The 25,104-nt window shown below is 67.3% G+C and carries 30 protein-coding genes and 1 pseudogene; 15 read left to right on the top strand and 16 right to left on the bottom strand.

Annotated elements, in window-relative coordinates:
• Nucleotides 1-356, bottom strand: a pseudogene (locus ACFQ4E_RS06200) (flagellum-specific ATP synthase FliI); the annotation flags it as partial.
• A gap of 120 nt (nucleotides 357-476) precedes the next feature.
• Here ACFQ4E_RS06200 and ACFQ4E_RS06205 point away from each other — a divergent pair.
• The 8 genes from ACFQ4E_RS06205 to ACFQ4E_RS06240 are packed head-to-tail and all read left to right on the top strand — an operon-like array spanning nucleotide 477 to nucleotide 6,585.
• Nucleotides 477-821 carry a flagellar basal body rod protein FlgB gene (locus ACFQ4E_RS06205; RefSeq protein ID WP_386802072.1) on the top strand — a complete coding sequence of 115 codons (345 nt, stop codon included), beginning with the start codon at nucleotides 477-479 and terminating at the stop codon, nucleotides 819-821.
• A 12-nt stretch (nucleotides 822-833) separates the two neighbouring features.
• Nucleotides 834-1,244 carry a flagellar basal body rod protein FlgC gene (gene flgC / locus ACFQ4E_RS06210; protein WP_386802073.1) on the top strand — a complete coding sequence of 137 codons (411 nt, stop codon included), beginning with the start codon at nucleotides 834-836 and terminating at the stop codon, nucleotides 1,242-1,244.
• Between the two features lie 7 nt (nucleotides 1,245-1,251).
• A complete protein-coding gene (locus ACFQ4E_RS06215; protein ID WP_386802074.1) occupies nucleotides 1,252-1,575 on the top strand; it encodes a flagellar hook-basal body complex protein FliE in 324 nt (107 codons plus the stop codon).
• A gap of 8 nt (nucleotides 1,576-1,583) precedes the next feature.
• Nucleotides 1,584-1,853 (top strand): flagellar biosynthetic protein FliQ, encoded by a 270-nt coding sequence (locus tag ACFQ4E_RS06220; RefSeq protein WP_386802075.1) that lies wholly within the window; start codon nucleotides 1,584-1,586, stop codon nucleotides 1,851-1,853.
• Nucleotide 1,854: 1 nt separating this feature from the next.
• Nucleotides 1,855-2,613, top strand: a complete 759-nt coding sequence (locus ACFQ4E_RS06225) for a lytic transglycosylase domain-containing protein (RefSeq protein ID WP_386802076.1) — start codon at nucleotides 1,855-1,857, stop codon at nucleotides 2,611-2,613.
• On the top strand, nucleotides 2,610-4,697 hold the full coding sequence (gene flhA, locus ACFQ4E_RS06230) for a flagellar biosynthesis protein FlhA (RefSeq protein WP_386802077.1): 2,088 nt from the start codon (nucleotides 2,610-2,612) through the stop codon (nucleotides 4,695-4,697). Before ACFQ4E_RS06225 ends, flhA begins: the two co-directional genes overlap by 4 nt.
• 3 nt (nucleotides 4,698-4,700) lie before the next feature.
• The gene (locus ACFQ4E_RS06235; protein ID WP_386802078.1) at nucleotides 4,701-5,456 is read left to right on the top strand and encodes a flagellar biosynthetic protein FliR; all 756 of its coding nucleotides are present in this window, start codon (nucleotides 4,701-4,703) and stop codon (nucleotides 5,454-5,456) included.
• A 10-nt stretch (nucleotides 5,457-5,466) separates the two neighbouring features.
• On the top strand, nucleotides 5,467-6,585 hold the full coding sequence (locus tag ACFQ4E_RS06240) for an EscU/YscU/HrcU family type III secretion system export apparatus switch protein (RefSeq protein ID WP_386802079.1): 1,119 nt from the start codon (nucleotides 5,467-5,469) through the stop codon (nucleotides 6,583-6,585).
• A 1,027-nt stretch (nucleotides 6,586-7,612) separates the two neighbouring features.
• Here ACFQ4E_RS06240 and ACFQ4E_RS06245 read toward each other — a convergent pair.
• The 5 genes from ACFQ4E_RS06245 to ACFQ4E_RS06265 are packed head-to-tail and all read right to left on the bottom strand — an operon-like array spanning nucleotide 7,613 to nucleotide 10,854.
• Nucleotides 7,613-8,338 (bottom strand): hypothetical protein, encoded by a 726-nt coding sequence (locus ACFQ4E_RS06245; RefSeq protein WP_386802080.1) that lies wholly within the window; start codon nucleotides 8,336-8,338, stop codon nucleotides 7,613-7,615.
• Complete coding sequence (locus ACFQ4E_RS06250) at nucleotides 8,335-9,003, bottom strand: MotE family protein (protein WP_386802081.1); 669 nt, start codon at nucleotides 9,001-9,003, stop codon at nucleotides 8,335-8,337. Before ACFQ4E_RS06250 ends, ACFQ4E_RS06245 begins: the two co-directional genes overlap by 4 nt.
• On the bottom strand, nucleotides 9,000-9,374 hold the full coding sequence (locus ACFQ4E_RS06255) for a hypothetical protein (protein ID WP_386802082.1): 375 nt from the start codon (nucleotides 9,372-9,374) through the stop codon (nucleotides 9,000-9,002). The genes ACFQ4E_RS06250 and ACFQ4E_RS06255 overlap by 4 nt, the downstream gene beginning before the upstream one ends.
• A complete protein-coding gene (locus tag ACFQ4E_RS06260) occupies nucleotides 9,374-10,306 on the bottom strand; it encodes a flagellar motor switch protein FliM (protein WP_386802083.1) in 933 nt (310 codons plus the stop codon). Before ACFQ4E_RS06260 ends, ACFQ4E_RS06255 begins: the two co-directional genes overlap by 1 nt.
• Nucleotides 10,303-10,854, bottom strand: coding sequence for a flagellar basal body-associated FliL family protein (locus ACFQ4E_RS06265; RefSeq protein ID WP_386802084.1), 552 nt, complete (start codon nucleotides 10,852-10,854; stop codon nucleotides 10,303-10,305). Before ACFQ4E_RS06265 ends, ACFQ4E_RS06260 begins: the two co-directional genes overlap by 4 nt.
• 186 nt (nucleotides 10,855-11,040) lie before the next feature.
• Between ACFQ4E_RS06265 and fliF the strand changes: the two genes are divergently transcribed.
• The 6 genes from fliF (at nucleotide 11,041) to ACFQ4E_RS06295 (ending at nucleotide 16,296) form a co-directional block, all read left to right on the top strand.
• Nucleotides 11,041-12,735 (top strand): flagellar basal-body MS-ring/collar protein FliF, encoded by a 1,695-nt coding sequence (gene fliF / locus ACFQ4E_RS06270; protein WP_386802085.1) that lies wholly within the window; start codon nucleotides 11,041-11,043, stop codon nucleotides 12,733-12,735.
• A 4-nt stretch (nucleotides 12,736-12,739) separates the two neighbouring features.
• On the top strand, nucleotides 12,740-13,408 hold the full coding sequence (locus ACFQ4E_RS06275; protein ID WP_386802086.1) for a FliH/SctL family protein: 669 nt from the start codon (nucleotides 12,740-12,742) through the stop codon (nucleotides 13,406-13,408).
• Complete coding sequence (locus ACFQ4E_RS06280; protein WP_386802087.1) at nucleotides 13,401-13,853, top strand: FliM/FliN family flagellar motor switch protein; 453 nt, start codon at nucleotides 13,401-13,403, stop codon at nucleotides 13,851-13,853. Before ACFQ4E_RS06275 ends, ACFQ4E_RS06280 begins: the two co-directional genes overlap by 8 nt.
• 4 nt (nucleotides 13,854-13,857) lie before the next feature.
• Nucleotides 13,858-14,682, top strand: a complete 825-nt coding sequence (gene fliP, locus ACFQ4E_RS06285; protein ID WP_386802088.1) for a flagellar type III secretion system pore protein FliP — start codon at nucleotides 13,858-13,860, stop codon at nucleotides 14,680-14,682.
• A gap of 16 nt (nucleotides 14,683-14,698) precedes the next feature.
• The gene (locus ACFQ4E_RS06290; RefSeq protein ID WP_386802089.1) at nucleotides 14,699-15,772 is read left to right on the top strand and encodes a flagellar motor switch protein FliG; all 1,074 of its coding nucleotides are present in this window, start codon (nucleotides 14,699-14,701) and stop codon (nucleotides 15,770-15,772) included.
• A 116-nt stretch (nucleotides 15,773-15,888) separates the two neighbouring features.
• Nucleotides 15,889-16,296 (top strand): GFA family protein, encoded by a 408-nt coding sequence (locus tag ACFQ4E_RS06295; protein ID WP_386802090.1) that lies wholly within the window; start codon nucleotides 15,889-15,891, stop codon nucleotides 16,294-16,296.
• A gap of 55 nt (nucleotides 16,297-16,351) precedes the next feature.
• Here ACFQ4E_RS06295 and ACFQ4E_RS06300 read toward each other — a convergent pair whose 3' ends face one another.
• The 8 genes from ACFQ4E_RS06300 to ACFQ4E_RS06335 form a co-directional block, all read right to left on the bottom strand.
• Nucleotides 16,352-17,080, bottom strand: a complete 729-nt coding sequence (locus ACFQ4E_RS06300; RefSeq protein WP_386802091.1) for a hypothetical protein — start codon at nucleotides 17,078-17,080, stop codon at nucleotides 16,352-16,354.
• 14 nt (nucleotides 17,081-17,094) lie between these two features.
• Nucleotides 17,095-17,907 (bottom strand): DUF1217 domain-containing protein, encoded by an 813-nt coding sequence (locus tag ACFQ4E_RS06305; RefSeq protein WP_386802092.1) that lies wholly within the window; start codon nucleotides 17,905-17,907, stop codon nucleotides 17,095-17,097.
• Nucleotides 17,904-18,362, bottom strand: a complete 459-nt coding sequence (locus ACFQ4E_RS06310) for a flagellar biosynthesis repressor FlbT (RefSeq protein WP_386802093.1) — start codon at nucleotides 18,360-18,362, stop codon at nucleotides 17,904-17,906. Before ACFQ4E_RS06310 ends, ACFQ4E_RS06305 begins: the two co-directional genes overlap by 4 nt.
• A gap of 4 nt (nucleotides 18,363-18,366) precedes the next feature.
• A complete protein-coding gene (locus tag ACFQ4E_RS06315; RefSeq protein WP_386802094.1) occupies nucleotides 18,367-18,765 on the bottom strand; it encodes a flagellar biosynthesis regulator FlaF in 399 nt (132 codons plus the stop codon).
• 129 nt (nucleotides 18,766-18,894) lie between these two features.
• Nucleotides 18,895-19,734, bottom strand: coding sequence for a flagellin N-terminal helical domain-containing protein (locus ACFQ4E_RS06320; RefSeq protein WP_386802095.1), 840 nt, complete (start codon nucleotides 19,732-19,734; stop codon nucleotides 18,895-18,897).
• Between the two features lie 106 nt (nucleotides 19,735-19,840).
• Nucleotides 19,841-20,230, bottom strand: a complete 390-nt coding sequence (locus ACFQ4E_RS06325; protein WP_386802096.1) for a hypothetical protein — start codon at nucleotides 20,228-20,230, stop codon at nucleotides 19,841-19,843.
• A complete protein-coding gene (locus tag ACFQ4E_RS06330) occupies nucleotides 20,227-20,532 on the bottom strand; it encodes a rod-binding protein (RefSeq protein ID WP_386802097.1) in 306 nt (101 codons plus the stop codon). The genes ACFQ4E_RS06325 and ACFQ4E_RS06330 overlap by 4 nt, the downstream gene beginning before the upstream one ends.
• Before the next feature lie 12 nt (nucleotides 20,533-20,544).
• A complete protein-coding gene (locus tag ACFQ4E_RS06335; protein WP_386802098.1) occupies nucleotides 20,545-21,654 on the bottom strand; it encodes a flagellar basal body P-ring protein FlgI in 1,110 nt (369 codons plus the stop codon).
• A gap of 175 nt (nucleotides 21,655-21,829) precedes the next feature.
• Between ACFQ4E_RS06335 and ACFQ4E_RS06340 the strand changes: the two genes are divergently transcribed.
• On the top strand, nucleotides 21,830-22,549 hold the full coding sequence (locus ACFQ4E_RS06340; protein WP_386802099.1) for a winged helix-turn-helix domain-containing protein: 720 nt from the start codon (nucleotides 21,830-21,832) through the stop codon (nucleotides 22,547-22,549).
• A 64-nt stretch (nucleotides 22,550-22,613) separates the two neighbouring features.
• Here ACFQ4E_RS06340 and ACFQ4E_RS06345 read toward each other — a convergent pair whose 3' ends face one another.
• Together ACFQ4E_RS06345 and flgK are read right to left on the bottom strand one after the other, a co-directional pair.
• The gene (locus ACFQ4E_RS06345; RefSeq protein WP_386802100.1) at nucleotides 22,614-23,651 is read right to left on the bottom strand and encodes a flagellin; all 1,038 of its coding nucleotides are present in this window, start codon (nucleotides 23,649-23,651) and stop codon (nucleotides 22,614-22,616) included.
• Nucleotides 23,652-23,665: 14 nt separating this feature from the next.
• Entirely contained in the window at nucleotides 23,666-25,078 is a 1,413-nt protein-coding gene (gene flgK, locus ACFQ4E_RS06350) for a flagellar hook-associated protein FlgK (protein ID WP_386802101.1), read from the bottom strand.
• Nucleotides 25,079-25,104 lie beyond the last annotated feature (26 nt).

Here is a 25,104-nt window from a genome sequence, read left to right on the forward strand (position 1 = left end):
CGGAGCGGCCCGAGCCCGTCGCGGGGCCGCCCCAGCGCGTCGATCACCCGGCCGATCCAGCCTGGCCCGGGCCTCAGCCCCTGCCCCGGCGCGTCGATCTCGACTTCGGCGCCCGGACCGACGCCCAGCCACGTTCCGAAGGGCAGAAGATGCGCGCCCCGGGCATCGACGCCCACGACCTCGGCGGCGATCGGCCCCGCTATGCCCGCCACATGGCAGCGCGTGCCGATGGCCAGCGCCCGGTCGAGCCCGCGCACCGTCAGCCGGAGCCCGATCACCTCGGACACCCGCCCCTTGAGCGTGGTGCCCGATACACCGGCAGCCGCCTGCGTCAGGTCTGAAAAAACAGTGTGCATGATCTATTTTCCATGGATCACATTAACTATCCATGCTATCCACAATCAAAAACAAAGGAAAGAGGCATGGATATCGGCGGTATTGCTTTCTTCAAATTGGCCGGAGAGCGGATGCGCTATATGGCGAGCCGGCAGCATGTGCTGTCCGAGAACATCGCCAATGCGGATACACCCGGCTACCGCGCCCGCGACGTAGCGCCCTTCGAGGACGTGATGCGCCAGGGCGCCCCGACCCGTGGCATGACGGTCACGCGGGTTGGCCATATCGACGGCGGCCACAAGGTCGGCGGCATCACCACCACCGAGACGGCGGATGGCTGGGAGCAGAGCATCGACGGCAACTCCGTCGTCCTGGAAGAGCAGATCGTCCAGGCGACCGAAACCGAGGACGCCTACCGCCTCGCCGCCGATCTCTACCGCAAGGGCTACCAGCTCATGAACCTCGCCGCGACCGGCCAGGGATAAGGGAGGGCCGTCATGGACCCGTTGAAATCCATCTCCGCCATCGCCGCATCCGGCCTTCGTGCGCAGGGCACCCGGATCAAGGTCGTGGCCGAGAACGTCGCCAATGCCGACACCCGCGCCACCACGCCCGGAGCCGATCCCTATCGCCGCAAGACCGTGTCCTTCGCCGAGCGGATGGACGACACGATCGGCGCCACGCTGGTCGAGATCGACCGCGTCGGCCGCGACGAGGGCCAGTTCACCAAGGTGCACGATCCCGCCCATCCCGGCGCCGACGAGAACGGGCTGGTGAAGGTCCCGAACGTCAACGCGCTTCTGGAAATGGCGGATATGCGAGAAGCGGCCCGCAGCTACGAGGCCAACATGAACATGTTCGAGACGGGGCGCCGGATGCGGTCGCGCATGCTCGACCTGTTGAAGTGAGGATATCATGGCAGAAAGCCTGATCACATCGACCGCGGCGCTCAGCGCCTATCGCTCCACCCAGGGGCTCTCGGCCACCAAAGGCCCCTCCGACGCGGTCGAGACGAGCCGCGGCGCGGATTTCGCCGAGCTCATGGCCAAGGCCGCCAGCTCTGCCGTCGAGAAGGCCGAGAAGGCCGAGCACGTCATGCAGGCGGGGCTCCAGGGCGGCTACTCGACGCAAGAGGTGGTGCAGGCCACGCTCGAGCTCGAGTCCACGGTGAAGATGGCGGTCACCTTCCGCGACAAGTTCATCTCGGCCTACCAGGAAATCATGCGAATGCCGATCTGACGCCCGCCATGACCGAGGCCGAGGTATATGATCTCCTGTCGGACACGATCTGGACCGTCCTGATCGGCGTCGGGCCGATCCTGGCGCTTGCCCTGGGCGTCGGTCTCGTCATCGCGTTCTTCCAGGCGCTGACGCAGATCCAGGAAATGACGCTGACCTTTATCCCGAAGATCGTGATCATCCTGATCGGCATCGTCGCGACCACGCCCTTCATCTACGGGATGCTGGTGACGATATCGGACCGGAGCTTCGACGCCATCGCCAGCGGGGGGCTCTAGGATGCGCCGCCTCGCCCGCGCCTGCGCCCTTGTGCTGGGCCTCATGCCCCTGCCCGCCGCCGCGGCGGGATGGGCGGATTTCTACGGCACCGCCACGGCACCGAGCGCAGCGCCGGGCGGCGGCGTAACCGGCATGTGCCTGCGCCAGATCCTCGCCGCGCAGGAGCGCTACGCGATCCCCCACAACCTGCTTCTCGCCATCGGGCTGCAGGAGGCCGGGATGATGCGGGACGGAGAGCTGACGGTCTGGCCCTGGGCAGTCAATTCCGAGGGCAAGGGCCATATCTTCGACAGCCGCTCCGGCGCGCTGGCCTTCGTCGCCTCCGAGCATCGCCGCGGCGCCCGCTCGATCGACGTGGGCTGCATGCAGATCAACCTGCGCTGGCACCCCAAGGCCTTCGACAGCGTCACCGACGGGTTCGACCCGGTGCAGAATGTCGATTACGCCGCCCGCTTCCTCAAGGGCCTCTACCACGAGATCGGCGATTGGGAAAAAGCCGCCGGCGCTTACCATTCGCGCACCGAAGAGCACCAGCGGGTCTACCGCACCAGCCTCGAGCGCAATATCCGCGTCGCCAATGACCGCATCGCGATCTTCCGCGACGTGGCCCGCAACGCGCCCGAGACTGCGCCCGTCGCCCAGGCGGGCGGCCCGTTCTGGAGCACCCGTTCCGAGCCCGGCGCGCCGCGCCGCTCGCTTTTCGGTTCCGGCGACCTGCAACCCATCCTTCCGGTCTTCGTGCGCGGAGAGCGGCCATGACCAGCCGCGCCGATCCGCCCCCCGCCTCGGCCTGGGCCACGAGCCTCGCCAATCGCGACATCGGCTTCGCGCTCGGCGTGACGCTGATCCTCGCGGTGCTCTTCGTGCCGCTCCCGGCGATCCTCTTGGACTTGGGCCTCGCGATCTCGCTGTCGCTCTCGGTCCTGATCCTGATGGTCGCGCTCTGGATCAAGCGCCCGCTCGAGTTCAACGCCTTCCCGACGCTCCTTCTCGTGGTCACGCTTCTGCGCCTGTCGCTGAACGTCGCCTCGACCCGCCTGATCCTCTCCGAGGGCCATAGCGGCACGAACGCCGCGGGCGGCGTGATCGAGGGCTTCTCCCGCTTCATCGTCGCGGGCTCCTACGTCATCGGCATCGTGATCTTCTCGATCCTCGTGGTGATCAACTTCATCGTCATCACCAAGGGCTCGACCCGGATCGCCGAGGTCTCGGCGCGCTTCTCGCTCGACGCGATGCCGGGCAAGCAGATGGCCATCGACGCCGATCTCGGCGCGGGCCTGATCGACGACGCCCAGGCGCAAGCAAGGCGCAAGACGCTCGAAGAGGAGAGCAGCTTCTTCGGCGCGATGGACGGTGCGTCCAAGTTCGTGCGCGGCGACGCGGTCGCGGGCATCATCATCACGCTCATCAACATCGTCGGCGGTATCCTGATCGGCACCGTCCAGCACGACATGTCGCTCGCCGCCGCCGCCACCGCCTATACCACGCTGACCATCGGCGACGGTCTCGTGAGCCAGGTGCCCGCACTGATCGTGTCGATGGCCGCGGGCCTCATCGTCACCAAGGGCGGCACCGACGGCGCGGCCAACGAAGTGGTTATGGCCCAGCTCGGCCGCTTCCCCAAGGCGCTCTTCATGGCCTCGGGGCTTCTCGTGGCCATGGGCCTCCTGCCCGGCTTCCCCTTCCCGATCTTCCTCGCGCTCTCGGCGATCATGGCCGCGACCGGCATCATGATGCACCGCCGCATGGCCACCGAGGCCCGCGACGAGGCCCGCAAGGCAGTGACCGAGGAGGCCCCCCAGACCGAGGAAGACGTGCTCAAGCAGACCATGCGCGTCGACGATCTCTGCCTCGAGCTCGGCACCGCGCTGGTGCCGCTCTCCGACGGCCCCGAGGCCGCGCTTCCCGGCAAGATCAAGAGCCTGCGCAACCTCTTCGCCCGCGAGTTCGGCTTCGTCCTGCCGACCGTGCGGATCCGCGACGAGCAGACCCTGCCGCTCAACACCTACCGCATCCTCGTCCACGGCACCGAGGCCGCCCGCGGCGAATGCCGCCCCCGCGGCCGCATGGTCCTGACCCCGCCCGACACCACGCTGAAGCTCAAGGGCGAGAAGACCAAGGACCCCGCCTTCGGGCTCGACGCGATCTGGACCGACCGCCGCCAGGCCAACGAGGCCGAGCAGCACGGGCTGACCGTCGTCGATCCCGAAAGCGTCCTGACCACCCACCTGACCGAGGTGGTCAAGGACCACATGTCCGAGCTGATGACCTTCGGCACCACCAAGGAGGCCGTCGAGCGGCTCGACCGCGACTACCAGAAACTCGTCGCCGATCTCTCCGCGCCGACCCCGATCATCCATGTCCAGCACGTCTTGCAGCGCCTCCTCGACGAGCGCATCTCGATCCGTAACCTGCCGCAGATCGTCGAGGCCATGGCCGAGGCCGACCGCCACGGCGCCAATGTCACCCGCGTCACCGAGCATGTCCGCCAGCGCCTCTCCAAGCAGATCTGCGCGGGGCTGACCGACGAGCAGGGCTTCCTGCCGGTGATCGGCCTCTCGCCCGCCTGGGAGCGCGAGTTCCTCGAGGCGCTCCGCAAGCAGGGCGACGAGACCCAGTTCCTGATGTCGCCAAAGCGCGTGCAGGAGTTTGTGCTCGACGCCCGCCGCGAGATCCAGACTCATGCCCGGGACGAGGTCTGGGCCGCGATCCTCTGCGCCCCCGAGATCCGCCACCATATCCGCGCCATGCTCGAGAGGGTCAGCCCGACCACGCCGATCCTCAGCCATGCCGAGATCCACCGCAAGGCGACGCTCCGCACCGTCGGCCAGATCGGCGGCTAGGGGATGGACCTCTCGGTCTTTCTCACCTCGCAGATCATCGGTGTCGGCGTGATCTTCGCGCGGATCGGCGCGATCTTCCTCTTCATGCCGGCCTTCGGCGAGCAGGCGATCCCGAACCGCCACAAGCTGGCGCTTGCGCTGCTCCTGTGCATCGCGCTCTCGCCCGCCATCGGCATCGGCCCGCTCGATCTGTCGCGCCCCGTCGACCTGATCGCGATCTTCGGCCTCGAGATCACCGTCGGTCTCTGGCTCGGACTGACCGCGCGGATCGTGATGAGCGCGGTCTCCTTCGCGGGCTACCAGATCGGCATGGTCTCGGGCCTCGCCAACGCCCTGGCGCCCTCGCAGGGCGCCTTCGAGGGCGCGACGCTCGTGGCCTCGATCCTGACGCTCGCCGCCACCGCGCTGATCTTCGCCACCGACACCCATCATCTGATCCTCGGCGCGATCATGATGTCCTACGATGTCTTCCCGGTCGGCCAGCTGATGCCCTACGACCTCGCCGACCAGATCATCCGCGCCGCCGCCATGAGCCTTTATCTCGGCGTCACGCTGGCCGCGCCCTTCTACGTCCTGCAACTGGTGATGAATACCGGGCTCGGCCTCGCCAACCGGCTGATGGCCACCCTGCCCGTATTCTTCGTCGCGACGCCGCTCCTGCTCGGGGCGGGGCTTGCGGTGATGAGCATCGCGCTCCCCTCCGTCATCGCCGGGTTCCTGGCCGCCTTTACCGGCTGGCTCGGGACGCTGGCGTTCTGAGGGGGCGGCGATGAGCGAGGAAGACAAGGACAACAAGACAGAAGAGGCCTCCGAGCGAAAACTCAAGAAAGCCCGCGAGAAAGGCGACGTTCCGAGTTCCAAGGAACCCGGCAACGTGATGAGCATCTTTTCCTTCTTTATCCTTGTGCTGTTCATCCTGCCCGTCGCCGGTCCGTCGCTCGCCGAGGTCTTGGGCGCGCTTCTCGCCCAAGCCGCCCATATCGAGGTCAGCGCCGGCGCGACCGGGCTGCGCGATCTTGGCGGCGTCGTCAGCGAGCTCGCGCTGCCGCTGGCCTTCCTGCTCGCGCCCGCGCTCGCCACGATGATCGCGGCGGCGCTGTTCGGTGTCCTGATCCAGGGCGAGGTCGTGGTCTCGACCGAGCGCATCCAGCCGAAGCTCTCGAAGATATCGCCGCTCCAGGGTCTCAAGCGCATTTTCTCGACCGACACCGCGGTCGAATTCGTGAAGAACCTCGCCAAGGTCGCCGTGGTCGCCTTCATCGGCGCGCAGGTATCGGTCGGCGCGGTCACCGCGGTCTGGCAGTCGGGCGGGCTCGAGCCGGTGAGCCTGCTTCTCTATCTCCGCGAGAAGATCGCGCTCGTCTTGATCCTGACCTGCAGCTTCCTGATCCCGCTGGCGATCATCGACATCGTCTGGAAGCGGTTCCAGTGGCTCAAGAAGCAGCGCATGTCGATCAAGGAGCTGCGCGACGAGCACAAGGACAGCGAAGGCGATCCGATGATCCGCCGCAAGCGCGAGGAGCTCCGCCGCGAGCGCGCCCGCCAGCGCGCCGCGACTGCCGTGCCCAAGGCGACCGTGGTCTTGACCAACCCGACGCATTACGCGGTGGCGCTCCGCTACGAGGCCGGTCTCGATCCCGCGCCGGTCTGCGTCGCCAAGGGCGCCGACCTGATGGCCCACCAGATCCGCAAGCTCGCCGCCGAGCATGACGTGCCGATGATCGAGAACCGCCCCCTCGCCCGCGCGCTCTATGACAGCGTCGAGATCGACCAGACAATCCCCGACGAGCACTGGAAGGCCGTGGCCGAGATCCTGCGCTACCTCATGGATCTCCGCGCCCGCATCCGCCGCGCCCCCCCCGAAGGCTCGACCCGCCGCTACGACTGAGCCGCGCCGGGGCCTGCCTGCCCGAGCCCGTAGCCGCGCCAGCGCTGGACCGGGGTGCGGCGCAATGACCTCCGTGGTCGTCGCTTTATGTCTGCCAGATACCTCCGACCTCGATCGTCGCGCCTTCGTCCCCAAAGCGCCGGACCGTTGGGCCGGTCCAACGCAGGCGCGGCGGCCTGCGGCCTTGTTCCGCGCCTGGGTCAGAGGATCATGGTCAGCGCCAACTCCGCGAGAAGAGAACCATCGTTCGCCCGAGCCCTAAGCCACGCCCGCGCTGGACCGGGGTCCGGCGCAATGCCCTCCTTGGTCGTCGCTTGATGTCTGCCAGATACCTCCGACCTCGATCGCCGCGCCTTCGTTCCCAAAGCGCCGGACCGTCGGGCCGGTCCAGCGCTGGCGCGGCGGCCTGCGGCCTTGTTCCGCGCCCTGGGGCGGGGATCACGATCAGCAGCCATGCCGCAAGAAGACGACCACGTTCCGCCAAAGCCCAAAGCCGCGTCAGCGCCTGCCCGCGGGGAGGCGCTCCAACCTCCGGCCCGTGCGCTTTATCCACGCCACACCCGGGAGACCTCCACCGTCTCGCCCAGCGTCCCCAAAGCGCCTGCCCGTGCGGGCGGGCAGGCGCTGGTGCGGCGGCCTGCGGCCTTGTTCCGCACCCTAGGGCGGGGATCATGGTCAGCATCCGTGCCGTGAGAAAACAACGACGTTCCGCCAAAGACAAAGCCGCGCCAGCGCCTGCCCGCGGGGAGGCGCTCCAACCTTCGGTCCGTGCGCTTTATCCCGGCCACCCTCGGACGACCCCAACCGTCTCGCCCAGCGTCCCCAAAGCGCCTGCCCGTCCGGGCGGGCAGGCGCTGGCGCGGCGGCCTGCGGCCTCGTTCCGCGCCTGGGTCAGAGGATCATGGTCAGCACCCCTGACCCATAAAGACGGCATCAAGAAATTGCCCATGGGCAAATGTCCGTTTTCGGTCTGAAAACGGCACACCGCGTCCATTTCAGGGGGTCGAAACGGCGGCTTTGTACCGTTTCAGTAGCCGAGCGCGCTGCGGTAATCCTCGTAACTGAGGCGCGCCGCCCCGAGCGGAAGCTCCAGCGCCGCGAGGATCCGCGCCCGGTCGGGCTCGGTCATCGGGGCATCCGCCTGCTTGGCGCGATGCGAGGCGAGCTTGACCTCTTCTCCGGAAAAATGCCCGATTTCAACGGCATCCGGCACCGCGAAGAGCTCCCGGAAGGCCTGCTCGTCGGCGAGGATCTCTTCCATCTTCACCACCCGCGCCCCGCAGGCGAGACCGGCGACATTGTAACCGGTCACATGCCGCGCCGCGAAGGCGAAGAGGATATCCGGCAAGCCCGGCCCCAGCCTCGCCGCCTTCAGAACCGGCAGCGCCGCGCGCAGGACGTCCGGCAAAACCGGCTGTCCGGTCAAGACTTTACGCGAGATCCAGGCATAGCAGCTCTCGATCTGGCGCGCCGGGTCACGCACCAAAAGCCGATACGCCACCCCGCCCCCGTCGCAGGCCGGTTTCATACTCTGCGGCGCGAAACTGGTGTGCAGCGCCACCGGCGTCCCGCCCGTCTCCGCCGCGCCCCGCATCGACGCGACGAACGCGTCCGGGCTCTGCCCTCCGACGCCGAGCCGCGTCTTCGCGACGAAGTCCTGGCTGCCATGGCTGACCTCGTATCCCGGCAGGTCGCGCAGGATCGCGGCGATGGTATGGGTGGCGGCGAAGCCGATGCTTTCGACGACGATCATTTCAGCTTGATCCCGGTCAGGTCCTGGTCGCCCGGCAGCTGCGAGCGTTCGAGGATGATCTTCGAGATGGCGCGCGCGCGCACCGGGTTGAGGCTGGCGAGGATCGGCGCCGCATCGCGTTCGCGCATGGTCCCGAGCACCATGACCGACACCTCGAGATCGAGATCGTCCATGATGTTGGCCGCATCCGCAGGTTTCATCGCCGCGTAGAGACCCACCAGCCGGTCGACATCGGCGGTATGCGCGGCCTCGACCCGGTCCAGAAGCCCGGTCAGCTCTTCGCGCAGCTCGGTCAGGCGGGCGGTCTCGATGGCCAGTTCCTCGGCGGCGAGGCCGACCTCGGAGGAGCGGGTCTCGAGCTTCTGCTTCTGCGCCTCCAGAAGCGCGCGTTCCTCCTTGATCGCGGCCAGCAGCGTCTCGGGCATCTCGCAGCCGCGCGCGAGGATCTCGTCGGCGGCGCTGGCGACATCCGGCTGGGGCGCGGCGGCGGGTTCGGCTTCGGGTGCGAGCGCGGCGGCTCCGGCCGCATCGGCGGCCGACACGAAGACACCGCGCGGCACCCGGGGCTCGGTCGCCTCGTCCACCGCGACACCGCCGCGGATCAGCGCGGCGCCGCCCAGCGCGACGAGGCAGAGCGTCATCCGGGACGGTCGCCAGGCGATCATGTCGAGCGGTCCTTGGCGGAGGCGAAGAAGGATTTCACCAACTCGCTCTTGTCATCGGCATTATGCGGCCCGCTGCCATTGGCCGAGCGGATCGTGGCGGAATGGTTGCGGCGCGCCTTGGCGGCGGGCGCGACACCCGGCTGCGGCGCCGAGCGCGCGGGCTTGCGCGGAGCCGGTCCGGTCTCGGCGACCGAGCGCAGCGCCTGCACCGTGTCCTCGCTGCGGTCCACCGCCAGCGCGAACTGCTCGACCATCGGGCCGAGTTCCTCGAGCATCGCCCGGAGCCGCGCGACCCGGCGTTCGAGCACCAGCCCGAACCCCACCGCGACCAGCAGAAGCGCCACGATCACGAAATCGATCATCAGTCCCATCACTCTGTTCCCCTTTCCTTGTCGAACAGGATCTCGGTCACCCGGACCGCCGCGGCGCCCGAGCGGCGCCGTCCGATCGCGCCTCGCAGAAGCGTCCGGCCCGATGTGGCCATCGACACCTCGGCATCCGCGTCGAGCCCGAGATCGAGCACCTGTCCGACCTTCCAGTCGAGCGCCTCGGACAGAGGCACCCGGAGTTGTTGCAGGATCGCGGTCAGCGTCACCGGCGTGTCCTTGAGCGCCGATTGCATCCCCACTTCCCAGCTGTTGTCGCCACCGATCTGCTCGCCCATGAACAGCTCCGAGAGCTTGCCGCGGACGCTTTCGACGGTGACATGCGGCAGCACGAAGACGATGCCGCCGCCGCGCCCTTCCAGACCGATCTCGAACGAGACCCGGCTGGTCGGGCTTTTCGGCGGCGCCAGAAGCGTCGATTGCGGACTGCTTTCGAAATGGCTGACGCGGAAGCGGACCTCGTCTACCGGCGCGAAGGCCGCGCGCAGCTCGTCGAGCACGAGCTGCGAGACCTGCTTGGCAAGGTTCTTCTCGATCGAGGTGAAGCTGCGCGGCGACCATTCGGTGGGCTTGGCCGTTCGGCCGCCCAGAAGGATCTCCAGCATCGAGAAGAGGAGCTTCGGGTCGATCGCGAGCGCGAAGATGCCGCCCCAGGGATCGGCCTCGCAGACGACGGTCAGCCAATGCGGATCGACCCCGTCGAGCGCATCGCCGCAGAGAAGGTAGTCGACGCGGGTGAACTCGGCCTCGACCGGCACCCCGGTGAAGCCCTTGAGCGCGCCGGCCAGCCCCTGCGCGTGACGCTCGAAGATGGTCTCGAGCATCGGCAGGCGTTCGACGTTCTGCGCCGTGACGCGGATGATCTCTTCTTCGAGGCTGAGCCCCTGGGGTTCGGTCTGGATCGCCGTCTCGCTCATTGGATCACCATGTCCGACACCAGCACCTCGCGCGGGGCCTCGCTGTCCATCACCGCGCGGGCGCGGCGCAGAAGCTCGGCCTTGAGACGCGCCAACCCGGCGCTGCCTTCCAGATCGTCCTCGGCGAGCTGGCGCAGGTAGTCCTGCAGCGTGTCGCGGATGAAGAGGCGGCGCTCGTCGAAGCGCTCCGCCCCCTCGATGGACTGGTCGATGGCGAAGGCGATGTTGAGCTTGAGAAAGCGCGTGGTCTTGCGCCCGGTCATGGTGAGCGAGGTGATGTTCACGATCATCTCGCTCATCGCCGCGATGCGAATGCCGCTCGCCGCGCCGGGCTCGGCGCTCTCAAGACCATGCCCACCGGCGGCCTCGGGCGCACCGTGGCCTCCCGCGTCGCCGCCATGCGCGGCGTCCCCATGTGCCTCGGGGGGCGTGTCGCCGCCCAGGACCGTATTCATAAGGCGCTCAGGCCCGAGCGCGATGGTCAGGCCGCCAATGGCGGCGCCCGCGCAGACAAGGATCAGCGCAAGGATAACGAAGATGCGTTTCACCTTTGACGGTGACGAAGGGGCTGCTTCTGCAACGGCCATTTTCTGGCTCACTATTTTTGCCTGCTCTCACCAAATAAATGAATAAGAATGAATTGACCGACAAGGAAAAAGAGGACATTATCCATAAAAAACGTATAAAACGTGATCCCGGATGACCGGGACGACATAAACCGAGGCGGAATACAGGTGCTGAAGCTCAAGGAGAACCTTGGAGCGCTGGGGCGTGGGCGCGTGGCATTGCTTGGGGCAACGGGCCTCGGCATGGTCCTCGTGCTGTTTCTGGGTCTCGGCGCGGTCTTCTCTCCGGCCTTCCGGCCCCTCTACGGAAATCTCGATCCCGCCTCCGCCGGACGCATCGTGTCGGCGCTGGAACAGGCGGGCTACCAGGTGCGGCTCGATCAGGGCGGCACCACGGTCAGCGTACCCGAGCCCGACGTCGCCCGCGCGCGCATGGTTCTGGCAGAGCGCGGCCTGCCCGCTGACGGCGTTCCGGGGTGGGAGCTTTTCGACGAGCAGAGCGGCCTCGGCATGAACACCTTCCTGCAGAAGGTGAACCGGATGCGCGCGCTCGAAGGCGAGCTGACCCGCTCGATCCGCACTCTCGAAGGGATCGAAGGCGCGCGGGTGCATCTGGTCCTTCCCGAGCGCGAGGCGTTCTCGCGCACCCGTCCCGATGCGACTGCGTCGGTCATCGTGCGCGCCCGCCCCGGCTACGGCGTCAGCCGCAACCAGGCGCTGGCGATCCGGGCGCTGGTATCCTCGGCGGTGCCGGATCTGCGCGCCTCCGACGTGACAATCCTGTCCTCGACCGGCGAGACCATCCTCGGCGGAGAAGGCGACGCGCCGGGCGAGGTGTCTGTCACCAGCCGCCAGTCGGCCATCGAGGACCGGCTCGCCCAGAGCGTCACCGAGATCCTCGCCGCCCGCGTCGGCGCCGACAATGTCCGCGTCGAGACCGCCGTCACGCTGACGAGCGCGCGGCAGGTCATCCGGCAGGAAAGCTTCGATCCCGACCAGCAGGTCATCCGCTCGACCGAGACCCGCGCGCAGAACCGCGAGGATGCCGATACCGCAAGCGGATCGGTCAGCGTCGTGGGCGACATCCCGCCCGAGCTGGCCGACGGCGCCGGTCAGGGCCCGACCTCGACCAACCGCTCCAGCACCAATGACGAGATCGTCAATTACGAGATCGGCACGACCCTCTCCGAGACTGTGCGCGAGCCGGGCGAGATCGAGCGGCTGTCGGTCGCGGTTCTGGTCAACGGTCTTTACGAAGAGGACGCCAATGGCGATCTCGCCTATCGCGAGCGCACGCCAGAAGAGCTGCAGCGGATCGAGCGTCTGGTGCAGTCAGCCATCGGCTTCGACACCGCGCGCGGCGACGTGCTGACGGTCGAGAGCCTCCAGTTCATGACCTTCGGCGGCGAGGACACGATCGCCAAGGGCAATGTCTTCACCGATCTCCTCGCCCGCAACATGGTCTCGATCCTGAAGGGTCTCCTGGCGCTGGCCATCGTCGCGATGGTGCTGATCCTCGGCGTCCGCCCGGCGCTGAAGCGCGCGCTTCCCGAAGGCTTCGCCGCCCTGCCCCAGCCCGCGCCCGCCGAGCCCGAGCCCGCGCAGGCCCAGATCGCACCGGCGGTCGCGCGTCCGCAGCTGCCCGGCCGGACCACCGTCTCGGGCCCCGACGGGCAGGTGACGCGGATCGAGCCGGCGCTCGACCCGCTCCTGACCGAGGACGCCAATGACGACCTCGTGGCGCTCGCCTCGGTCAATGGCGGCGTCCGTCGCCGCCGGGTGCAGTCGGTGGGCGAGCTTGTCGATGCCGAGCCGGACGAGAGCCTCAAGGTCGTCCGTCACTGGCTGGCAGAGGGGGCCTGATCCTATGGGCCTGCTCTTCGACCGAGATTTCGACCAGGAGCTCGAGATGGAGCGCGGCGGCTTTTCGGTCGCCGGACGCAGCTATTCCGAGGACGAGCTCACCGCCCGCCTCGCCGCCGCCGCCGATGCCGCCCGCGCCGAGGGCCATGCCGCCGGGCGCGCCGAGCTGGCCGCCGAACAGGCGGCGCGCACGCTCGAGACTCAAAGCCTCTGCCGCGACGCCATCGCGCAGGGCATCGCCGTGCTTCTGGCCGATGCCGATGCCCATCGGCAGGCGCTCGAGGCCGATCTGGTCGAGTTCGCCCTGGCCGTCATGCGCCGCCTCGCGCCCGAGATCCTCGCGACCCTCTCCGAGCGCCGCGTCCGCGCCGAGCTGCAGGCGGGGCTGCCGCTGGTGACCGGGCCGGGCCGCGTCAGGCTGACGCTCGCCCCCGACATGCTCGAGGCGCTCCGCCCCGAGATCGCCGAGGTCGCCCGCGCGCAGGACCTCGACGCGCGCCTCGAGATCGACGCCGATCCGGCGCTCAGGCCGGGCGATGCCCGGATCGAGTGGCAGGACGGACTGATGCATTACAGCCTGTCCGCCATTTGCGACCAGCTGATCGACTTGCTGCGCGGCCGCGCCCGCACAGCCCAGACCGCCACCCAGAGCCCGGAGGCCCGCCATGGCTGACGCAGAGACCCCCAAGGACGCCCCGCGCGGCGGCAAATCCGCCAAATCCGCGCCCGAACCCGAACTGGAACTCGAGACCGCCGCCGCGGAAGCTGCGGGCGGTGTCGGCGGCATCGCCGGATCGATCCCGGAGTTCGACGAGGACGCGACCGAGAGCGGCGCGCCGACCGCCGCGCTTCCGGGACCGGGCGGGCATTCGATCCAGGCGATGCTCAATGTCGATCTGGACGTCAAAGTGGTGCTCGGCGCCTGCAAGATGCCGATCTCGACTCTTCTGAAACTCAGCCGCGGTTCGGTGATCGAGCTCGACCAGCGCATCGGCCAGCCGGTGGATCTGGTCATCAACGACCGGCTCGTCGCACGCGGCGATCTGGTCAAGCTTCCGGGAGACCGGATCGGAGTCTCGCTGACGGAAATCGTACGCGACCACGTCACGGATTTCTGACGGCATGACCCGGACGGCCCGCCTTCTGACCTGCCTCGCCCTTGCCGGCATTTCCCTCTGCGCGGCACCGGCGATGGCACAGGAGGCGGGACCGTTCCTCGACGGGCTGACGGGTATCCTGAGCGACGCGCCCGCGGGGTCGGACGACAGGGCGGAGCTTTCGGGCCGGATCATCCAGCTCATCGGCCTCTTCACCATCCTGTCGGTGGCGCCGGGGCTTCTGGTGGTGATGACGAGCTTCACCCGCTTCGTCATCGTCTTCTCGATCCTGCGCTCCGCGCTCGGCCTGAACCAGACGCCGCCCAACATGGTGATCTCGGCGATGGCGCTCTTCATGACCTTCTTCGTCATGCAGCCGGTGCTGGTCGCTGCGTGGGAGGACGGGCTCGAGCCGCTTCTGCAGAACTCCATCGACGAGGAGCAGGCGGTGCCGCGGATCGGCGCGCCCTTCAAGACCTTCATGTTCGCCAACACGCGGCCCAAGGATCTGGGCCTCTTCATGGACATCGCCGCGCGCTCCGAAGGCGCGCCCGCCGATGTCGAGGTCGAGATCCCCGCCACCGCCGAGGACGCGCCCTGGCGGGCGCTCGTCCCGGCCTTCATGATCTCCGAGCTGCGCCGCGCCTTCACCATCGGCTTCCTGATCTACCTGCCCTTCGTGGCGATCGACCTGATCATCGCGTCGATCCTGATGAGCGCGGGCATGATGATGCTGCCGCCGGTGCTGATCTCGCTCCCCTTCAAGGTGATCTTCTTCGTGCTGATCGACGGCTGGTACATGCTCGCGGGCAGCCTGATGGAAAGCTATCTGCCGCCGGTGGGCGGATGAGACGAAAGGCCCTCCCATGAACACCGAAACCATCGAACGCAAGACGACCATGCCGCAGCGCGCCGCGACCGTCGGAAGCGGGTTGCCGACGCCGGGTCTCAGGGGACCCGAGAAGGCCGCGGTGCTGTTTCTCTGCCTCGGCGAGGATCGCGGCAGCGAGCTAATGAAGAAGCTCTCCGAGGACGAGATCCGCAAGATCAGCCACGCGATGGCGGGGCTCGGCGTGATCTCCTCGGTCTCGGTCGAGAAGGTGATGCGCGAATTCGGCGAGGCGGTGGCCCATGGCGGCAGCGTGGTTGGCTCGTTCACCATGGCCGAGTCGATGCTGAAGAAGGTGCTGCCCGAGGATCAGGTCTCCTCGATCCTGCGCGAGATCCGCGGGCCCTTGCAGGAGCGCGATCTCTGGGCGCGGTTCTCGTCGCTCAACCCCACCGTCATTGCCAATTACCTGCGCTCCGAGCACGACCAGACCGCCGCCGCGATCCTCACCAATGTCGAGATGTCCGTCGCCGCCGCGGTGCTGCCTCTCCTCGGCGAAGAGCGGATGGTGGCGATTATCGAGCGCATGGTGCGCATGGACGCCGTGCCGCACCACATGATGCGCCAGATCGAAGAGACCCTGTCGCGCGACATCGCGACCGTCGCCTCGCAGCCCACCGTGGCCGAGCGCCAGAAGCGCATGGCCGAGCTCTTCAACCGGCTCGACAACGACACGTTCGAGAAGCTGACGCCGTCGCTGGAAGAGCGGATGCCAGACAGTTTCCAGGCGATCCGCCAGAAGATGTTCACCTTCGACGACCTGATCCGGCTCGACACCCAGAGCCTCGTGCGCGTCATGCGCACGGTCGAAGGCAACACGCTGCCGATGGCGCTCAAAGGCGCCAAGGAGCATGTGAAGGAGCATTTCTTCGGCTGCCTGCCGCAGCGCTCGCGCGACATGCTGCAGGAGGAACTGGCGACGATGGGCGGCGTGCGGGCCCGCGACGTGCGCGCGGCGCAGTCGGCGATGCTCGACACGGTGCGCCAGCTCGCGAGCGAGGAACTGATCGTGATCCCCTCGACCACCGAGGAAGACGAGCTTCTGAACTGATCTTCGCCGCCGCACTCTCGCGTCGACTTTCGCGCCTCGCTGCGGCTAGGTCTGGGGACTGACCACGGCCTGACCGGGCGGCCGGTCAGAGTAATGCGACAGAGGAGACATGCGCGATGGGCGAACCGGCGACAGGACGCTGCCTGTGCGGCGCCGTGAGTTTCGAGGTGACGGGCGCATTCGAAGGGTTCTTCCTCTGTCACTGCTCGCGCTGCCGACGCGGCACCGGCTCGGCCCACGCGGCCAACCTCTTCTCGTCAACGGCACAACTGGTCTGGCTGACGGGCGAGCGGTCGGCGAAGCGCTTCCGGCTTGCCGGGACGCGGCACGAGAGATGCTTCTGCGCAGAGTGCGGCGCGGCGCTGCCCTACGTCGAAGAGGAGAGCGGCTGGGTCGTCATCCCGGCGGGATCGCTCGACGGTCCGGTACTGACGCGACCCGACGCGCATATCTGCTGGGCGAGCCGCGCCGATTGGGACGAGGGGCTCGACGCCGTCGCGCGGATAGACGGGCTGCCGGAGTAAGGCCCCGCCCTGGCATTAACCACGATTGGAACGACCCGCGCCGCGCGTGCCCGCCTCAGGCGGCAGCGCGGAAGGCGTCGAACCAGCTGTGGTCGTCCTCGTAGCCGAGCGCGATCAGGATGTCGAAAAGCTCGGGGTAGCGGGTGAACTGATCGCGGATGCGTTCGTGATGCTCGGGCTCCATCCATTTCGGACGGGCGCGATGCTCGACCGGGCGCACGCCGTTCAACGCGCGGCTGAGCGCGTCCGGGATCGCGGCCTGGTGGAAATCCGAGAACCGGCCCTCGAACTCGAGATCGAGATCGCTGGCGAGCCGCGCCTGCATCCGCTCCGGATCGGCGATCAGATCCTCGTAGCGCAGAAGGAACACGCCCTGCTTGAAGATGCCGGAGGTGGCGATACGGGCGATGGCCTCGTGGGTCGGCAGGAAGCCGGGATTGGTCAGGCTGCGCGGCTGGCCCTCGGCCACGAACCAGTGCCGGTCCGCGTGGCAGAAGTAATCGTCCGGCACGCTCTTGTGGCGGCTCGTCAGCACATCGCGCGGGTCGCGGAGCGACACGATCAGGTCGATCCGCTTGCCCATTGGGTTGGTTTCGAGGATGCGCGGGATCTCGAAGATGTCGAGCGGGCGCTTGGTCAGGTAATTGCCCGGCAATCCGAGACAGCTAAGCGCGGGCACTTCCCGGGCCGGCTGCGTGAAGTTCTGCAGCGTGTGCCGCATCATGTTGTAGAACAGCGTGGTTCCCGCCCGACACTGTCCGGCGATGACGATGTGACGTTCCATGATGGTCTTCCTTGTCAGCGATAGGGGCTGCGCGGCAGCGACGAGATCGCCTCGAGATCGATCGAGACGAAGCTGTAATTCGCCGCCGAGGTCAGCATCTGAAGCGCGGCGCTGCCAGCGGTGGCGGTGCCCGATTGCGCGTCCGAGATCAGCACGTAGCGATTGACGAGCTTCTCGACCTCGGCGGGGTCCTTCAGGGTCTCGAGATCGAGACGTTCCTTGATCTCTTCGGCCTGCTTGTCGATGTCGAGCTGGGCGAACTCGCGCGGCAACCCGAGCGCGGTGCGCACCACGAGCGCCAGGTCGCGGTCCTTGAGGATGTCGAAGACGTTCTCGACCGACCCGATCTTCTGGCGAAACTCGAGCGCGGTGCCGACGGTTTCGTTCTGGTCGTATTGCTGGTCGATGAACTGCCGCGAGACGTATTTCTCGACGACGCTGTCGCGCCATTTCTTCGAGAGCGTCACCAGCGTGTTCTCGCCCTCGGGACCGAACTGGAGCGCGTTGTAGAGCTCCTTGAAGCGCGGATCCGACAGCCGGTTCACCAGCGCCTTGGGGTCGTCGATATCGCTCTTCAGCATCTTCGACATCAGCGCCTTGCCGAAGATCTGATCCTCCAGATCATAGGCGCGCATCACGAAGGCATAGAGGTCGGGATCGGCCATCAGGTCGTCGACCGAGTTCACCGAGGCGATGTTCTCCTCGAAATGCGCGATGGCGCGAGCGTGCTGGGCGCTGTCGCGGATGAGCGCCTTGGCCTTGTCCTCGACCGTGGTGACAAGGCGCAGCCCGGTCTGGGCCGACATGGTGCCCAGCGCCAGCATCATTCCGCGGCGACCCCGTGCGAGGCGCTTGGCGTCTCGGCGTGACCGGCCTCTGCGGCCTTGCGGGCCTCGATGCGCTCGAAGAGCTCGCGCTCGTGCTTGATCACCGGGCGGAGCGCGGCCATCGCCTTGTAGAAATCGCCGCTCGAGATGAAGTTCGCCGATTTGAAGATCGACGACAGCGACGCGCCGCCGAAGACGCAGGCCAGCTGCGCGAGGTCTTTCTGGATCAGGGGCACCAGCGTCTCGCGGTGCTTCACCTGGGTGAGCGCGGTCTGGATCATGAAATAGACGCGGGTGGCCGGGGTCGCGGCGGCCTTTTCGTCCAGGAGGTCCGAGCCGCGGACGACATCGGCCATGCTCTCGATATAGATGGTCTGGCGGCGGTTGGCATTGACCAGCGCGCAGCCGTTGATGATGACCCGTTCGTTCGGCTTGAGTGTGAGCGCGAGGGCCATGGCTTCAAATCCCGTCGGGGCGCGGCGCTTGGCCCGAGAGGCCGGCGATGACGCGTTTGTTGACCTCGAGGATGGCCGCGAGACCGGGCTCGCCGCCCATCACCTTGGTCGATTGGCGGTCGATCCAGAGCGCCAGCGAGATCAGGCTCGCGCGCAGCTCGACCGGCAGACGGTTCCCGTCCGAGGCCAGGTCGTAGCGCAGCGCCCGCCAGAGGCTCTGGTTGTCGCCGAGCGTGGCGCGCAGCCCGTGAGCCAGGATGTGCTGTTTGCGCCCGGGAAGGGCGGTGTCGTATTCGGCGCCGATTTCGTCCATCTCCGCCGTGATCCGGCTGAGCACGCGGCGCTCGATCTGGCGCGGCGATTCGCTCTCGCGGATGGTCTTCTTGTATGCGGCGATACTCATGTGTTGTCCTCTCTGCCCCTGACGGCTGTCCGGGTGGCCACCCGGCTTCTTCTGGGTGGCGGACCCCGGATGATCCGGGATCCGCCTTTTGGTTGTGCTCGCGACAGCCCGAAGGCGTCACCGCATCCGTCAGCGGAAGAGGCTGAGGATGTTCTGCGGTGCCTGGTTCGCGATGGAAAGCGACTGCGTGGCCAGCTGCTGCTGGACCTGAAGTGCCTGAAGGCGGGCCGCTTCCTCTTCCATGTCGGCGTCGATCATCGAGCCCACGCCGCTGTCGATGCGGTCGGTGAGCTGGCTGAGGAACTCCTTCTGGGTCTCGATCGACTTCTCCGCGACACCGAGATTGGTGGCCGCCGAGATGGCACGATCCAGAGCGCCCTGCGCGGTGGTCAGCGCAGAGGTCAGAGCACCCGTGGAGGTCGAGGTCACGTCGATCGCCGCCAGAACCGCTGCGATCGAGGTGTTCAGATCCTGCGCGTTGAAGGTGATCGTCGTCACGCTGAGCGAGCCGCCCGAACGGGTCACGCCGGTCACCAGGGTCTGCGTCGAGGCCGAGGTCACGAGGCTTTCGCCGTTGAAGGTCGCCTGGTTGATGGTCGTGTTGATACGATCCACCAGGGCGTCGAGTTCCGACTGGATGTCGGCCAGAGCCGAGGCATCGCCCGCGGAGCCTTGTGCGAACGCGACGCGCTCGACAAACTCCTCGGCGATGTCCGCCACGGTTTCGGCACCAAGACGCGCGGTGGAGACAGAGTTCTGCTTCAGCGTAAGGCTCTCGTCGATCGCCTTATACATGTTGCTTTCGCTGTCCATCGTGCGGGAGATGGCGAAATACGCGGCGTTGTCCTTACCGGACTCGATCTTCAGACCGGTCGAGATACGGTTCTGGGTGCCGTCGAGGGACTTGTTGATGCCGCGCAGAGTGGCCAGCGCGGTCATTGCGGAGTTGTTGGTCAGGATGGAAGACATAGTTAGCTCCTAATTTCTATCTGATGAGCTGAGGCGTCTTTCTGACGGCCAGGCGGCATTGCCGCTGATGGGGAAATTGGAACCCGAGGTTACCGAAGGGTTAACGTCAGACCTGCTGGTCGATGCGTGGCCTCCGGGTCACAGGGTCCTGGCGCGCGGCGCCTGTCTTTCCGTAAAGTCCGCCAAGCCCGTGACGCTCCGCGATCCGGCGCAGATCGGTGGCCAGCGCGGCCGCGGCCTCGGCCAACCGGGCCAGCCTCCGGCCGTTGCCCTCGAGCTTGGTGCGCAGGCCCGTCAGCATCTCGCCCAAGGCGGTATCGCCGGGCAGCCGCGCCTCGAACTCGGCCGAGCGCGCCTCCAGCCGCTCCAGAAGCGCCTGCTTTTCGGGAAGAAGCCCGACGGCCTCTTCGGTCTGGCCCTTGTCGAGCGCGCGCGTCTCGCGCGTCAGAAGCGCCTCGAGCGCGGTGAGATCGGGGTCGTGTTTCTGCGCGCTCATGCGTCGCCTCCTGTCCTGTAGGCCGCCATGGCCTCCGCCACCTGCTTGGCAATTCCGGTTCCGCCCTGCTCGGCGAGGCTCTCGGCCACCGCGTTCGACAGGAAGGAGCGCCAGGTCTCTTCGGCATGTCCGCCGCCGAAGAGATCGACCTTCGAGGTCTTGAACATCTCGTCGACCATCTGCCCGAGGAAGACCGCCTCGAACTCCTTGGCCACCTTCCGCACCTCCGGATCGTCCAGCGGCGAGGCGGCGGGTTTCGCGGTGAGGGGCGGCAGGATCGGCGGAATCGCGTCGAGTGTCATCGCCGGCCCTCCTCAGATGATTTCCAGATCGGCATGAAGCGCGCCCGCGGCCTTGATCGCCTGCAGGATGGAAATGGTCTCGGTCGCGCCGACACCGATGGCGTTCAGCCCGTCGACCAGCCGCTGGAGGCTCACGTCGCCGCCGTCGAGAATGGTGAAATTCGCCTGCGCCTCGGTGACCGTGACCTCGGTCTGCGGCACCACCACCGTTTCGCCGATGGAGATCGGTTCGGGCTGGCTGACCTCGATCTCTTCCTTGACCGTCACCGTGAGGCCGCCCTGGCTGACCGCGACCTGCGCGATGCGGACATTGCCGCCCATCACGATGGTGCCCGAGCGCGCGTCGATCACGACCTTAGCCGGGGTGTCCGGCGCGACCGTCAGCCGCTCGATCTGCGCCATCGCGCCGACGAGGTCGGATTTGTCGCTGCTGCGCACCTCGATGGTCGTGGGGTCGAGCGCCCGGGCCGACCCGTTGCCCAGGGATTTGTTGACCGCGTCGGCGACCCGCATCGCGGTGGTGAAATCGGGATCGCGCAGCGAGATCCGGATCGTCTCCATCTGCGAGAGCTCGAAACCGACCTCGTTCTCGACCGTCGCCCCGTTCTCGATCCGCGCGACCGTCGGCACGCCCTCGACAATCGAGGCGTTCGCGCCCTGCGCGGCGTAGCCCGCGACCGCGATCGGCCCCTGCGCGACGGCATAGACCTCGCCATCCGCGCCCGAAAGCGGAGTGACGATCAGCGTGCCGCCCCGGAGCGAGCTGGCATCGCCGAGCGACGAGACCACGACGTCGATGGTCGCCCCGCGCCGCGCGAAGGGCGGCAGCATGGCGGTGACCATCACGGCGGCGGTGTTCTCGGTCCGGATGTTGTCGTTGGAGAGGTTGCCGACGCCCAGCCGCTCAAGCATCCCCTCGATGCTCTTCTCGGTGAAGGGCGAGTTCCGCAGGCTGTCGCCGGTGCCGTTCAGACCGACGACGAGCCCGTAGCCCACGAGCTGGTTCTCGCGGACGCCCTCGAAACTGGCGATGTCCTTGATCCGCACATCGGCCGGAGCCGTGACGGCCCAGATCGACAGCGCGGCGGCCAAAACGGCGCGCGCAAATTTTGTCCCGAACATGGTCCCGTGCCTCAACAGGGTTTGTCTTTATTTTTTGACAGGGAAACACACACCAAAGAATAAAATCAAGTATTCATTACTCGACATCAAATTTATTCTTGTAATTACCGTCTCTGCGCACATTCTATCCTTGCTCAACAAATAATAAGGGCCGTAGAGGCCGCGAGGCAGGACAATGAACATCTATCTCCACGAACCCCGCGACGAGCGCATTCCGTCGCTGTTGCGCGAGTTGGAAACCGCGGGCCTCCACGCCACGCGCATTTCCGAGACCTTCTTTCTGGGTCAGACCCCGATGATCCGGGCGCGCTGCCAGGACGACGTGCCGGTGCTTCTGGCCGACACGCCGGGGATGCTCGAGCATCTGCGCACGCTCCGCCGCGCGCAATGCACCAACCCGGTGGTGGTCCTGCGCGACATGCGCAACGCCCGCCGGTCCGCCGAGGCGCTCGATGCCGGGGCTGATGACGACGTGGTCATCCCGGTGAAGGGCGTCGAACTGCGCTCGCGCATCAACTCGATCCGGCGCCGCGCGGCGGGCCATTCCTCGGAAAGCCTGAATATCGGCGAGGTGAACGTCTATTTCGACGGTCGCGACCCCGAGATCTGCGGCTCGGCGGTGCATCTGTCGCCGCGCGAACACGCGATCTTCCAGCATCTCGCCACCAATGCCGAAAAGGTGGTGCCGAAGCAGATCCTCTATGACGCGGTCTACGGCATGTCCGAGGAGCAGCCCTTCGACAAGGTGATCGACGTCTATATCTGCAAGCTGCGCAAGAAGATCGCCGCCGCCTCGGAAAGCGGCCATCCCTATATCAAGACCCTGCACGGCCGCGGCTACAAGTTCGCCGGACCGGATCACGGCGCGCGCTCCCGTCAGCACCCCGCCGAATGAGCGACGGACGGGGCAGAAGGCCCCGTCCGCGCCCGAACGGTCGTCCCCCCGAACGATGCTGCTCTCACATGTAGTTCAGGAAGCTCAGGTTCGACAGCCGCGCGGTGATCGCGTAGCTCGCCTGAAGCCGCGACTCGAGTTCGGTGAAGCGGCTGGCAGCGGCATAGGGATCGACGCCCTCGAGCTTGTGCTGCTCGGACATGTAGAGATCGCGGCGGTTCTCCAGCGCCGTGACCGCCTCTTCCACCCGTCCCCGCGCGATGCCGGTGCGCGTCTCGGCGCCCAGCACACCTTCGAGTCCCGAGGACAGTTTCTCGGTCGCGGCCTTCATCCATTCGCCATAGGCGGCGTCCGACAGCCCTTCGGTGTCGAGCGCCGCGATCATCGCCAGGCCCTGCATCAGGTCGCGGAAGCCCGGGTCGTCGCCCTGCTCGCCGAACTGCAGATCCTCCTCTGGCCCGATCCGGGCGCCGAGCCGCGGACCCGTCGCCGGAGCGCCGCGATAGAGCGTGTCGGAATAGCCGGTGCCTCCGAAGAGCGCGTCGACCTGCGCGGCCATCGTGGCGGCATCGGCGGCATTGGTCGGCCCGGCGCCGAGGATCGCCGCCATCTCGTCCGCGATGCTGGTGCCGCCGGCACCGGCCTCGGTCCAGCCGCTGAAGGCGCGGTTGTCGGTGTCAACGCCGGAAAACAGCGTGCGCCCGCCATAGACGGTGTTGCCGAGATCGGTGATCCGCCGGATCGCCGACATCGCCATCGCCTGCACGTCGTCGGACGAGGGCGTGATGCCCGAGCGGTTCGGGAGCGACAGGGCCATGACCTCGTCGGCGATGTCGCGCATGCGACCGAGCGCCTCTTCCTGCGCGTCGAGACGCCCCGAGAGCAGGCCGTTCGAGGTCAGGAAGTTCTCGACCCGGTCGAGATCCGCGCCGAGCGTCAGGAGCCGCGAGGCGCTGCGCCCCAGGGCCTCGTAGGGATCGGCAAGACGGCCGGTCGCGACCTCCAGCCCGGACCGGTCGATCTCGGTCTGAAGCCGCATGGTGGTTTCGCGGCGTAGGGTCTGGGCCTGAAGCGTCGACGGGGCGAGGATTGTCAGCGGCATCGTGTCTCTCCGGGTCAGACGGCTTCGAGCAGGGTGTCCATCATCCGCGTCAGCGCGGTGATGACCTGCGAGTTGGCGGCATAGGCCTGTTCGACGGCGAGGAGCTTTTGCAGCTCGTCGTCGACATTGACGCCCTCGATCTGGGAGCGTTCGCTGATCAGCGCGGCCGAGGAGGCGCGGCGCGCCTCGCCATCCTGCTTGGCCTCGGTGATGCGGAGCTTCTGGTCGGCGACGAGCGTCGCGACATAATCCGACAGCTTCATGTTCGAGCCGAGCCCGAGCGTGCCGTCGAAGCCCTGCCGCTCGGCCAGCGCATCGGAAAAGGAGGTAAGCTGCGTGCGGTCGGACGCCGCCGCCGAGACCAGCGCGCCGATGCCGCTGCGGAGCTTGGCGGGATCGCCGCCCACATCGGCCCGCACCGCGTCGTTGACCGCGATCCGGCCCGCAAGCCCGTCCTGCATGAGCGGGTCGTAGACACCGCCCGCATCCGTTAAGAGACCGGCTTGCCCGACCGCGAGCGAGGCGTCTGCGGCCTCGAAGGTTTCGATGAGCGCCCGCGCGACCTCGTCGAGCTGCGCGGCCATCTGCGGAAGGTCGATATCCTTCACCGTAACCCGCGCCGAGAGCGATCCCGACTGGGTGCCGTGAACGCCGGTGCGGCCCGGTGTGATGTCCTGGGCTCCGGCGGAGAGCGTTCCGGTGCCCGCATCATAGCTGATCGGCTGGAAGCTGAGGCCCTCGATCAGCGCGACGCCCTCGTCGGTCAGGACGTCGATGCGCCCCTGCCCGTCGCTCTGGGTGGTGATCCCGATCCGCTCGGCCAGCGCGTCGAGCGCCGCGTCGCGATCGTCGAGAAGCGAGGCGCGGGTCATGCCCCCCTCTTCCGCCGTCACGATCTGGCGGTTGAGATCGACGATCTTTTCGAGGAGCACGTTCGTCTCTTCGATCTCCTGCTTGAGAAGATCTCCGGCCGCGACCTGCGCCTTGGTGACCGCCCGCGACGCCTCGTTGAGGCTGTCGGCCAGCGACACCGCGGCATCGACCGCGCCCTTCAGCGCGGCGATGTCGTCGGGCACGGTGCCCAGAAGGTCGAGCGCGGTCTGGAACTCGGCGAGCGTCACGGACAGGCTTTCGCTGTCTCCCGGCTCGCCGAGGGTGTTGGTGTAGATCGACAGGCTGTCGACCACCGCCTCGTGATAGGACGCAGAGGCGCTTTCGGTTCGCGTCAGCCCGACAAGCGCGGTATCGAGCTCGCGCTCGATCGCCGCGACGGTCACGCCGCCATTGATCATGGTCGAAAGCTCCGCGTCGCGGCGGACATAGCCCTCGCGCCCGGAATTGGCGATGTTGGACGAGATCAGCTCGGCCCGCGTGCCCACGGTATGAAGCCCGGTCCGGACGGTATTGAAAGCGGAGGTGATGGTCATCGCTCAGGCTCCTTTCGAGGGGACGC

This window comes from Litorisediminicola beolgyonensis (genome assembly GCF_042679605.1).
Lineage (GTDB): Bacteria > Pseudomonadota > Alphaproteobacteria > Rhodobacterales > Rhodobacteraceae > Litorisediminicola > Litorisediminicola beolgyonensis.